This window comes from Brevundimonas sp., assembly GCF_003248455.1.
GTDB lineage: Bacteria > Pseudomonadota > Alphaproteobacteria > Caulobacterales > Caulobacteraceae > Brevundimonas.
In genome coordinates this window covers 113,986-124,955 of sequence record NZ_QFNM01000002.1, presented here as the reverse complement: position 1 = coordinate 124,955, position 10,970 = coordinate 113,986, and the positions used below count along the sequence as shown (strand labels likewise).

General features: G+C 68.7%; 8 protein-coding genes. 2 read left to right on the top strand and 6 right to left on the bottom strand.

Annotation, left to right across the window (positions count from 1 at the left end):
- Nucleotides 1–413: 413 nt before the first annotated feature.
- A complete protein-coding gene (locus DI624_RS01220) occupies nt 414–869 on the bottom strand; it encodes a MaoC family dehydratase (RefSeq protein WP_291535543.1) in 456 nt (151 codons plus the stop codon).
- Between the two features lie 63 nt (nt 870–932).
- The gene (locus DI624_RS01215; RefSeq protein WP_291535542.1) at nt 933–1,913 is read right to left on the bottom strand and encodes a threonine/serine dehydratase; all 981 of its coding nucleotides are present in this window, start codon (nt 1,911–1,913) and stop codon (nt 933–935) included.
- A gap of 55 nt (nt 1,914–1,968) precedes the next feature.
- Here DI624_RS01215 and glpK point away from each other — a divergent pair, with 55 nt between their 5' ends.
- Both glpK and DI624_RS01205 read left to right on the top strand, forming a co-directional pair.
- A complete protein-coding gene (glpK, locus tag DI624_RS01210) occupies nt 1,969–3,471 on the top strand; it encodes a glycerol kinase GlpK (protein WP_291535541.1) in 1,503 nt (500 codons plus the stop codon).
- 47 nt (nt 3,472–3,518) lie between these two features.
- Nucleotides 3,519–4,622, top strand: a complete 1,104-nt coding sequence (locus DI624_RS01205) for a phosphotransferase family protein (protein ID WP_291535540.1) — start codon at nt 3,519–3,521, stop codon at nt 4,620–4,622.
- A gap of 31 nt (nt 4,623–4,653) precedes the next feature.
- Here the strand turns inward: DI624_RS01205 and DI624_RS01200 are convergent, their stop codons facing one another.
- The 4 genes from DI624_RS01200 to DI624_RS01185 form a co-directional block, all read right to left on the bottom strand.
- Nucleotides 4,654–5,433 (bottom strand): thioredoxin family protein, encoded by a 780-nt coding sequence (locus tag DI624_RS01200; protein ID WP_291535539.1) that lies wholly within the window; start codon nt 5,431–5,433, stop codon nt 4,654–4,656.
- Between the two features lie 71 nt (nt 5,434–5,504).
- A complete protein-coding gene (locus tag DI624_RS01195; RefSeq protein WP_291535538.1) occupies nt 5,505–7,703 on the bottom strand; it encodes a prolyl oligopeptidase family serine peptidase in 2,199 nt (732 codons plus the stop codon).
- A gap of 165 nt (nt 7,704–7,868) precedes the next feature.
- Nucleotides 7,869–10,064 carry a prolyl oligopeptidase family serine peptidase gene (locus tag DI624_RS01190; protein ID WP_291535537.1) on the bottom strand — a complete coding sequence of 732 codons (2,196 nt, stop codon included), beginning with the start codon at nt 10,062–10,064 and terminating at the stop codon, nt 7,869–7,871.
- 105 nt (nt 10,065–10,169) lie between these two features.
- A complete protein-coding gene (locus DI624_RS01185; RefSeq protein ID WP_291535536.1) occupies nt 10,170–10,964 on the bottom strand; it encodes a potassium channel family protein in 795 nt (264 codons plus the stop codon).
- Nucleotides 10,965–10,970 lie beyond the last annotated feature (6 nt).

Below are 10,970 nucleotides of genomic sequence, written 5' to 3'. Positions count from 1 at the left end.
GCCCGTGGTCGACGACTCGGCGTTGATGTCGTCGATCATGTGATAGCCGGCGTCGATGGCGCCGTACCAACCATTGGGTTCCGCCGATGCGGCGCCGGCGGACAGGGCCAGGGCGGCCGCTGCGCTGGAAGCCAGCACCAAAGTCTTCATACGCATAGGGTGTAACCCTCCGCCTCTGTTGAAAATGAGGGCGGATTTACCGCCTGAGGCGGGACATAACAGCCTTGCCTTGGAAGGTCGAGGCGAAAAGGCGACAAAGATTCCGGCTTCGCTCCTCACCGTGGCGTTGATGCTACAGGTGAATTTCGGATTCTATCGATCTTTTGTTAACGCTCGGCCGCGCCGGCGTCACAATCCAAGGCGGAAAAGGGGCCCAACCCTCGCGCGCAAACGCCCGCCACGATGGCGGCGCGCTAGACGGGCAGCATCTGCATCGCGAGCCATTCCGCGACCAGCGCGGGCTTGTCTTCGCCGTCGATCTCGATAATCAGTTCGTGCTTCAGCAGCCATCGCCCGCAGCCCTTGTCCTCGGCGGACAGCAGTTTGAAGCGGCCGCGAACGCGGCGGCCGGCCCGCACCGGGGTCAGGAAGCGCAGCTTGTCGAAGCCGTAGTTGACGCCCATCACCACCCCGTCCAGCGGCCGGACGGCGTCATAGCTCATGGCCGAGGCCAGGCTCAGCGTCAGAAACCCGTGGGCTATGGTTCCGCCGAAGGGCGTGGCCCTGGCGGCCTCAGGATCGACGTGAATGAACTGGCGATCCTCGGTGCAGTCGGCGAAGGCGTCGATCCGGGCTTGATCGACCACAAACCATCTCGATACCCCGACCTCCTGTCCGATCAGCCCCTGAAGTTCGCTGGCCTGGGTCATCGCGTGCTGCCTCCCTGAGAATTTTTCCGGAGGTTGACCCAGGCCGGGCGCGATGGAAACCCCTCAGCCGACGAAACGGCCCTCGATGATCTGCGCATAGAGCGCCGGATCGACATTGCCGCCAGACAGGACGATGGCGGTCGTCCGCCCCTTCGTCTCGACCTTTCCGGCCAGGAGCGCCGCCAGCGAAACCGCCCCGCCCGGCTCGATCACCAGCTTCAGGTGACGGAAGGCGAAACGCATCGCCTCGGCGACCTCGCCGTCCGAAACGGTGACGGCGCCGGCCAGCCGCCGATTGATCGGCCAGGTCAGTTCGCCGGGCGTCGGGGCCATCAGGGCGTCGCAGATCGACGGCGCGCCCTGGGGATGGCCCTGGCGTTCGCCGGCCGCGAGCGAACGGGCCGTATCGTCGAAGGCGTCCGGCTCGACCACGACGACCGCAGTCGAGGGGCTGCGCTCCTCCATCACGAGATTGATCCCGGCCATCAGCCCGCCGCCCGACGCGCCGCACAGCAATTGGTCCAGCGGGGCGTCTGCCTGGTCCAGCATCTCCAGGGCGACGGTCCCCTGGCCCTCTATGACGAAGGGGTCGTCGAACGGCGGAACCAAAACGGCGCCGCGTTCGGCGGCGAGGGCGGCGCCGACGGCCTCGCGGCTTTCGCGCCAGCGATCGTACATTCGGACCTCGCCGCCGAAGCCGACCACGCCGTCCACCTTCACCCGAGGCGAATCCGACGGCATGACGATGACGGCCGGGGCGCCGACCAGGGCGGCGGCGGCGGCGACGCCCTGGGCGTGGTTGCCGGACGAAAAGGCCACGACGCCGCGCGCCTTCTCCTCGGCCGTCAGCCGGCTGATACGGTTGTAGGCCCCGCGAAACTTGAAGGCTCCGGCCCGCTGCAGCGTTTCGGCCTTCATCAGCACCCGCCCGCCGACGGCGGCGTTCAGGGCCGGACTTTCGATCAGGGGGGTGCGGACGGCGACGCCGTCTATCTGGCGGGCGGCGTCCAGGACGCCTTCATAGCTGGGCAGGTGCGTGATCATATGCTCCCATAAACCGCAACGTCGGCGCCGCCCAAGGCGCCGCAGGGAGAAATCCATGAGCCTGATCCTCGCCATCGACCAGGGCACGACCTCGACACGGGCGATCGCCTTCGAATCGGGCGCGGACGGCAGCGACCTGAGGCCCGTGGCGGTCAGCCAGATCGAACTGGCGCAGCATTTTCCCCGGTCGGGGTGGGTCGAGCACGACGCCGCCGAAATCTGGACCGCGACCCTCCAGACCTGCCGCGAGGTCATTGGCAAGGCTGGAGGCGTCGCCCGTTTCGGCGCCATCGGCATCACGAACCAGCGCGAGACGGCGGTGATCTGGCACGCCGCGACGGGCGAGCCGCTGCAACGCGCCATCGTCTGGCAGGACCGACGCACCGCCGACGTCACCGCGCGCCTGACAGCCGAGGGGCGCGAGCCGATGGTCCAGGCGGCGACCGGCCTGATCCTGGACCCCTATTTCTCGGCGACCAAATTCGCCTGGCTGCTGGACGCCGTGCCGGGCGCGCGCGCGCGGGCGATGACGGGCGAGGTCAAGCTGGGGACCATCGACGCCTGGCTGATCTGGAAACTGACCGACGGCCGGGTTCACGCCACGGATGCGACCAACGCCTCGCGCACGGCCCTGATGGATCTGGAGGCGGTCCAGTGGCGCGACGATCTGTGCGCCCTGTTCGACGTGCCGCGGGCGGCTCTGCCCGACATCGTCCCCTGTTCGGGCGTGATCGGCGAAAGCGATGCGGCCCTGTTCGGCCGCCCTCTCCCCATCGCCGGATCAGCCGGCGATCAGCAGGCGGCCCTGGTCGGTCATGGGGCGCTGAAGCCGGGCGACGCCAAGATCACCTATGGCACCGGCGCCTTCCTAGTCGCCAATGTCGGCGACCGGCCCGTAGCCTCGACGCGCCGGCTCCTGGGCACCCTGGCCTATCAGGCCGGCGGCCGCGCCGCCTATGCGCTGGAGGGGTCGATCTTCTCGGCCGGCTCGGCGATCCAGTGGCTGAGGGACGGGGTGGGGATGATTTCGCAGTCCCGCCAGTCCGAGGCCATGGCGCAGGAGTTGCCCGACAACGGCGGGGTCTATCTGGTCCCCGGCTTTACCGGCCTGGGGGCGCCGTGGTGGGAGCCCGAGGCGCGCGGGACCGTGGTCGGCCTGACCCGCGATTCCGGCCCCGCCCATTTCGTCCGCGCTGCACTGGAGGCCCTGGCCTATCAAACGCGCGACCTGCTGGACGCCCTGACCGAGGACGGCGCCCCGCCGCTGAAGACGCTGAGAGTCGACGGCGGCGTCACCGCCAACAGTTTCGCGATGCAGTTCGTCGCCGACATCTGCCAGGTCGAGGTCGAGCGGCCCGCTTTCCAGGAGATGACCGCCCTGGGCGCGGCGCGCCTGGCGGCCCTGGGCGTCGGCCGGGCGTCCGATCTGGACGCGCGACCGGCCGAGGCGCCGGCCCGCTGGGCGCCGCGGATGAGGGACGAGGAGCGCGAACGGCTGCTTTCCGGCTGGCGTCGCGCGGTGAAGGCCGCCATCATCGCCGCGCCGGGTCGGGCCTGAGATCCGAACGGCGCAAGGAAACGCCACGAGAACCGACTGGGCCGCCCATGACCGACGCCTCCTCCCCTGACGCCCCCGCGCTGGATGCTCAGAGCGCCTTTTCGGGCACGCGCGAGGTCGACGCCCGCTATCGCCTGGACGAGGCGGCGCTGGACGCCTGGATGACCGATCATGTCGCGGGCTACGCCGGGCCGCTGGCGGTGCGCCAGTTCAAGGGCGGCCAGTCCAACCCCACCTACGAGTTGACCACCCCGACCGCCGCCTATGTGCTGCGCCGCAAACCGCCAGGCGCGCTGCTGCCCAGCGCCCATGCGGTGGACCGCGAATATCAGGTCATATCCGCGCTGGCGGCCCAGGGCTTTCCGGTCGCCAGGCCCCACGCCCTGTGCCTGGACGAAGACGTCATCGGTTCGATCTTCTATGTGATGGACAGGGTCGAAGGGCGGATTTTCTGGGATCTGAAACTGCCCGGACTGACGCCGCCCGAGCGGCGCGCCATCTACGAGGCCCAGACCGATACGCTGGCGCGGCTGCACGGCTTCGATCCCGCCGCCATCGGCCTGTCCGACTATGGCAAGGCGGGCAACTATTTCGCGCGCCAGGTCGGGCGCTGGACCAAACAGTATCGCGCCTCCGAGATCGCGCCGATTTCGGCCATGGACCGGCTGATCGCCTTCCTGCCCGACAGCCTGCCGCCCGAAGGACCCAGCCGGATCGTTCATGGCGACTTCCGGCTGGACAATATGATCCTGGCGCAGGATCGGGCCCCAGATCAGGCCCAGGTCCGCGCCGTACTGGACTGGGAGCTGTCGACGCTGGGCGATCCGATGGCCGATTTTTCCTATCTGCTGATCGCCTGGGCCATTCCCGCCAGCTTGCGCAACGGCCTGGCGGGAGCGGACCTGGAGGCGCTGGGCATCCCGTCGGTGGAGGAGACAGTCGAACGCTACGCCGCCGCGACCGGGATGCGGCCGGCGAACCTGGACTGGCTCTACGCCTACAACCTGTTCCGCCTGGCGGCCATCTGCCAGGGCATCGCCGGCCGGGTCCGCGACGGCACCGCCGCCAGCGCCCACGCCAGGAGCATGGCCGCCCAGGTCGGACCGCTCAGCGAAGCGGCCTGGGGCTTTGCGAAAAAAGCCGGGGCGTGACCGCGCCGCCGCCGACCGCTGAAGCCGGGCCTCAGTCCCGGACCGCCGCGCCCAGGATGCGGCGGTCGGTCTTGCCTTGAATCAGGACGGCGACCGCGTCGCCGCCGCGCGCCGGGGGCAGGGCGTAGAGAACGGGCCGGCCGCGCCATTCGCCCAGCCGCCGCACGTCGCGCACGACATTGACGTGACGCACTTCGCGGCCGCGGTTTTCGCCCCGGCCGACCTCGACCGTCTGTACGCCGGGCGTATAGGTGACGGCGACAACGTCAGCCCCGCCGACGGGCGCGCGTCCCGAGCCGACGCCGACGCGGTCGCCGGTCTCGCGGAACTCGATCTCGGGCGGCCAGACCTGACGGCCGGCCTCCTCGACGATGGCGCCTTCCAGCTCCAGCCCGCGGGCCCCCGACACTTGGCGGCGGCCGTCGATCACCACCTGGGGGGTCGAGACGCCCCGCTGGCGCAGGGCGGCGCGATAGGCGCGCTGGCGCTGGGAAAACTCGGGGCGCGCGAAGGTGTCGGTCCAACCCAGATAGTCCCAGTAGTCGACGCCATAGGTCAGGGCGATGACGCCCGGTTCGGCCGCCGCGCGCTCCACCGCCGCATTGGCCTCGACGCAGCCGCCGCAACCCTGGGCCGTGAACAGTTCGACCACCACCGGGGCGGCGCCGCGGACGGCGGGCGGCCGAACGCGCTCGGCCCGCGCCGCAGCGGACGCGCCGGCCGCCACGCCGGACGATTGGGCGGACGAAGTCATGGCGAGCAGCGCGCTCGCCATGACCGTTCCCGCAATCGCCCACCCCCTGACCGTCATGCCTGCGTTCTTAGCCCCCAGCGTCGCCGACCGCGCCTCATATTCGCGTGAGCCGGCGCCCGGTCCTTCCCTCAATCCATCAGTTGCTGGGCCAGATAGACATAGTGGCGGGCCCAGCGGCGGGCGTTGGCGACCGGGTCGGCGTCGTTGGAGTGACCGCCGGCCGTGTCCTCGTAATAGAGATGGTCGTGCCCCTGGTCGCCCAGGCGCGCGGCGAACTTGCGCGCATGGCCGGGGTGGACCCGGTCGTCGCGGGTGTTGGTGGTCAGATAGACGCGCGGATAGGTCACGTCGGGACGCAGCTGCTGATAGGCCGAGTATTTCGCGATCCACTCCGCTTCTTCCGGGATGCGCGGGTCGCCGTATTCGCCGATCCACGACGCGCCGGCCGGCAGTTCGTGATAGCGCAGCATGTCCACCAGCGGGCTTTCGATCACCGCTGCATTGAACAGCTCCGGGTGCTGGGTGATGGAGACGCTGGTCAGGACCCCGCCGTTCGACCGGCCATAGATGCCCAGGCGACGCGGGCTGGTGATCCCGCGCCGTTCCAGATCGCGCGCCACGGCGGCGAAGTCGTCGAAGGCCCTTTGCCGGTTTCCATCCAGCGCCGCCTGGTGCCATGCGGGCCCGAACTCTCCGCCGCCCCGGATATTGGCCTGGACGAAGACCCCGCCCCGCTCCAGCCACAGCTTGCCCATCTCCGGCTTGTAAGCGGGGTTCAGACTGACCTGGAAGCCGCCATAGCCCAGCATGATCGTCGGGTTCGACCCGTCCAGCTTCATGTCGCGCGGGCGGGTGATGAAATAGGGGATCTTGGTCCCGTCGGTCGAGGTCGCCTCGAACTGTTCGGTCACGTCGCGCGAGGCGTCGAACTTGGCCGGCGCGGACTTCAGCGTGGTCAGGGTCGCAGCGTCGGCATCGGCCAGGCTGAGCGTCGGCGGAACCAGAAAGCCCTGGGTCGAGACGAAGACCTGGCCGCGTGACTTGGACGAATCGCCCAAGCCGACGGCCAGATTGTCGGGCACGACGATTGACGAAGCCGTCCAGCCTGGGGCGCCGGGCCGGACCTGCATCAGTCGTCCGGCGACATTGTCGGTAATAGCCGCGACGATGGCGTCGGACAGAACCGCCACGCCTTGAAGCGCCTGACGCGCGGTAGGCTGGAAGACGACCGCGCTGTCGCGGCCGATCAGAATGTCCAGCCGCGTCTCGCCCAGCACGCCCAGGGGCAGAGCCAGCAGGGATCCTGCGGCATAGTCCTGACCGTCGAAACGCCATGCCTGATCCGGCGAGAACACCAGACGGCCGTCGATCACGCCGGATATCCCCACCCGTTCGGGCAAGTTCAACTTCTGCGCTTCGCCCTCGACCAACTGCCACGTCTCGGACCGAAAGGTGTCCAGCGGACGGGTGATGATCACCGCCGTCACCTTGCCGTCCTTGTCGCGATAGACGGCGGGGCTGACGCCATAGCCGCCGTCGCCCCGGTCGCCGCGATAGACCTCGGTCGCCTGGGCCAGGGCCTGGCCGCGCTTCAGCGTCTTGACGATGAAGGGATAGCCCGACTCGGTCAGGGTTCCAGCCCCGAAATCGGTGGCGACCAGCAGCGTGTCGCGGTCCAGCCATTCGATGCGATGCTTGCCTTCGGGCAGGTTGAACCCGCCGTCCACGAACCGTTTCGTGGTCAGGTCGAACTCGCGCACCGTCACCGCGTCCTTGCCGCCGTCCGACAGCATGATCAGGCAGCGCGCATCGTCGGGCGCCAGGCAGTCGGCGCCCTTGAACACCCAGTCCCTGCCCTCGGCCCTGGACAGGGCGTCGATGTCCAGCAGGGTCTCCCACCGGGGCGTCGCGGTGCGATAGCTGTCCAGCGTCGTGCGGCGCCAGACGCCCTTGGGATTGGCCGCGTCCTGCCAGAAGTTGCCGACGCCGTCGCCCAGGAAGGACGGGCTGGGGATGCGGTCTGTCGCGGTCAGTATGGCTTCGGCCTCGGCCCGGAAGGTCTCGTAGCGCGGATCGCCGGTCAGAACGGCCAGGGACTTCCTGTTCTCCTCGGCCACGAAGGCCATGGCCTCGGCCCCGTCCACCTGCTCCAGCGCCAGATGATCGTCGGCCGCCGCGACGCCGGCCGGGGTCAGATCGCGGGGGAAGTGGGGCGGCGGCCCGCGCTCGGCGGCCCGTTGCACCGGGGCTTCGGTCGCGACGGGCGTCGTGGCGCAGGCGCCCAGCAGAAGGGCCGGAATGGCGGCGGACAGGATCAGGTGACGCATGGTTTGAAAATCTCCGCAATCTGATCCTCCCCCGCATCGCGGGGGAGGGGGACCGCCGTCAGGCGGTGGAGGGGGCGGAACCAGACAGGGCGCCAGGGGTCGCCCCCTCCACCACTTCGTGGTCCCCCTCCCCCGTTCGCAAGCGCTCACGGGGGAGGATCGGACTTACTGCCGCGCCGGCGTGTCCATCAGGCGACGCGAAAGATAAGTGTACTCCAGCGCCAGGCGCCGTGCGGTCTCGCGCAGGTTGGCGCCGGCCGCATGGCCGCCGTCGGTGTTCTCGTAGAACAGCACCGGATAGCCCAGTTCCTCAAGCCGCGCGGCCGCCTTGCGGGCGTGGCCCGGATGGACCCGATCGTCCTTGGTCGAGGTGTGAATGAAGACTTCCGGGTAGGGCTGACCCGCGCGCAGGTTCTGATAGGGCGAATACTGTTCGATCCAGGCGCGTTGTTCCGGGATGTCCGGGTCGCCGTATTCGCCGATCCAGCTGGCCCCGGCCAGCAGCTTGTGGAACCTCAGCATGTCGAACAGGGGCACCTGGATGACGGCGGCGTTGATCAGGTCCGGCCGCTGGGTCAGCATCGCCCCCATGAACAGACCGCCCTGCGACCCGCCCATGACGCCCAGCCTGGGCTGGCTGGTGATCTTGCGCGCGATCAGATCCAACGCCACGGCCTGGAAGTCCTCGTGCGCGCGCTGGCGGTTCTGTTGCAGGGCCGCTTCGTGCCAGCGGGGGCCGAACTCGCCGCCGCCGCGCGTATTGGCGATCACATAGACGCCGCCCCGCTCCAGCCACAGCTTGCCGACCGTCGCCGAATAGCCGGGCAGCAGCGAGCTTTCGAACCCGCCGTAGCCGTAGAGCAGCGTCGGGTTCGACCCATCCAGCGGCATGTCCGCCTTATGCACCACGAAATAGGGGATCAGGGTCCCGTCGGCCGAGCGGGCCTCGTGCTGATCGACCGTCATGCCCGTCGCGTCGAACTTGGCCGGCATCGACTTGACCTGATCGACCGCGCCGGTCGCCGCATCGGCCAGCCACAGGCTGGACGGGTTCAGATAGCCGGTGACGCTGACGAAGACCTTGTCATCCTTTTCGGACTCCGAGCCGACGCCGACCGAGACGTTCTGGGGCAGATCGAGCGTCGTATGCGCCCACTCGCCGTCACTTCCCTGGGGACTGGGCGTATACACCCGCACCGAACCGCGGACATTGTCGTACAGGGCCACGACCAGCCGGTTGCGGGTGACGTTGACGCCCTCGATCGCCTGACGCTCGGTCGGACGCAGGACCAGCTGGGCCGGGGCCGCCTGATCGGCCAGCCAGGTTTCCAGCGGCCAGGCGATCAGGTCGCCGGTCTTGAAATCCTGGCCCGAGGGCGCGGTCCAGTCCTGTTTCAGCGAGACCAGCAGCCGACCGTCGACCAGGCCGCTGATGTCGGACTTGGGCGGCAGCTGCAGCTGGGTCAGGGCGCCGTCGTCGGTCACGCGCCAGGTCTCGGACGAATAGAAGTCGACCGAACGGTTGATCAGCACCGCCTTCACCGCGCCGTCGGCGTCGCGCAGCGTATAGCCGGACACCGAAACATCGGTAGGCTGTCCGGTGAACAGGGTCTCGGCCTGGTCCAGGCCCTGGCCGCGCTTCATCCGCTTGACCACCATCGGATAGCCCGAGTTGGTCAGGGTGCCGGGGCCGAAGTCGCGCGAGACCAGCAGGGTGTCCTTGTCGATCCAGGCCGCCCCGCCCTTGGATTCCGCCAGGACGATCCCGCCCTCGACGAAGGTCTTGGTCACGCTGTCGAATTCGCGCAGCGTCACCGCGTCCTTGCCGCCGTTCGACAGGCTGATCAGGCAATAGCGCTCCTCGGGCGGAAGGCAGGTCGCGCCCTTGTAGACCCAGTTCTGCCCCTCTGCGGCGGCCAGGGCGTCGACGTCCAGGATGGTCGCCCATTCCGGCGTCGCGGTGCGATAGCTGTCCAGGGTGGTGCGGCGCCACAGGCCGCGCACATGCTGGGCGTCCTGCCAGAAATTGTCGATATGGCCGTCGTGGGTGAAGCCGGGCGAGGGGATGCGGTCCTGGGCCTGGACGATGGCCAGGGCCTCCTGGTGCAGGGTTTCGTAGCGGGGATCGCCCTGCAGCACGCCCAGCGAACGGGCGTTGTGTTCGCGCACCCAGGCCATGGCGCGCTCGCCCTCCACCTCTTCCAGCCAGACGTAGGGATCGGTCGCCTCGCTGGAGGCGAAGCCGCTGGCTGGCGTTGGGGCGGCGGGGGGGGCGGAAGAAGCGGTCTGGGCCATGGCTGCCGATGTCAGGCTGGTGGAGGCGAGAAGGGCCGCGAGGGCGGCGGCGGACGAACGGATCATGGTTAGGACGGTCCCCGGAAACGAAGCCGGCACCTTAGCGACGACGATCCGGGCGGCAAGCCGCGCCGCCTTACCGTTTTGTCACATCGGCCTATTCCTTCGCCGTCAGTCCTCGTCGACGATGCACAGCAGATTGCCGCAAGCCTTGCAGTGGACAGCGTCCTGATCATGCGTCTGAAGTCCGCAGGCTTGGCATGGATAGCGGACCTTGTGCGGCTTGATCAGGGCCTGGGCCAGGCGAAGGAACAGGGTGATGCCGACCAGCATGATGGCGATGGACAACAGCTTGCCCACCGAACCGGGCAGGGTGATGTCCCCGAACCCGGTCGTGGTCAGGGTGGCGACGGTGAAATACAGGGCGTCGACATAGCCGGCGATGCCGTCGTGTCCCAGGAAGGTCGCATAGACGAACCCCGTCGTCACGAAGACGAACGTGACCAGGCTGGCCAGGGCCCTCACGATGGCCTCGACCCGCGTGTCGTCGAACCTTCGGCCCACCGTGCGCCAGAAGAAATCCGAGTTCAGCACCGTCCACAGCCGCAGCATCCGCAGGAAGCCAAGGTTGAACAGCCAGGCCGGGAACAGCAGGGTCGCCAGGATGAAGAGATCCAGCCAGACGATCGGCCGCTTCAGCCAATCCTTGACGTCCGAATAGGCATAGGCCCGCGCCGCGAGGTCGGCGGCCAGCAGCGCCGCCACCAGATAGTCCAGCGCATAGAAGGCCCAGCCCATGTTCTTCAGGATCGGCGACGCCAGGAAGAAGGCGATGATGGCGAAGTCCACCGCGATCACCGTCATGCGGAACCGCACCGCCGGCGGCTGGGAGCCGTGATAGAGATAGCGCAGCCGGGCGCGCAGGCGCAGACCGTCGTCCTTCGGATGGGTGTCGGGTTCGGCCACTCTGGT

Bases quoted from the DNA above. Each gene is read 5' to 3' on its own strand.
- DI624_RS01220 (WP_291535543.1), bottom strand. From the start codon at position 869: ATGACCCAGGCCAGCGAACTTCAGGGGCTGATCGGACAGGAGGTCGGG.
- DI624_RS01215 (WP_291535542.1), bottom strand. From the start codon at position 1,913: ATGATCACGCACCTGCCCAGCTATGAAGGCGTCCTGGACGCCGCCCGC.
- glpK (WP_291535541.1), top strand. From the start codon at position 1,969: ATGAGCCTGATCCTCGCCATCGACCAGGGCACGACCTCGACACGGGCG.
- DI624_RS01205 (WP_291535540.1), top strand. From the start codon at position 3,519: ATGACCGACGCCTCCTCCCCTGACGCCCCCGCGCTGGATGCTCAGAGC.
- DI624_RS01200 (WP_291535539.1), bottom strand. From the start codon at position 5,433: ATGACGGTCAGGGGGTGGGCGATTGCGGGAACGGTCATGGCGAGCGCG.
- DI624_RS01195 (WP_291535538.1), bottom strand. From the start codon at position 7,703: ATGCGTCACCTGATCCTGTCCGCCGCCATTCCGGCCCTTCTGCTGGGC.
- DI624_RS01190 (WP_291535537.1), bottom strand. From the start codon at position 10,064: ATGATCCGTTCGTCCGCCGCCGCCCTCGCGGCCCTTCTCGCCTCCACC.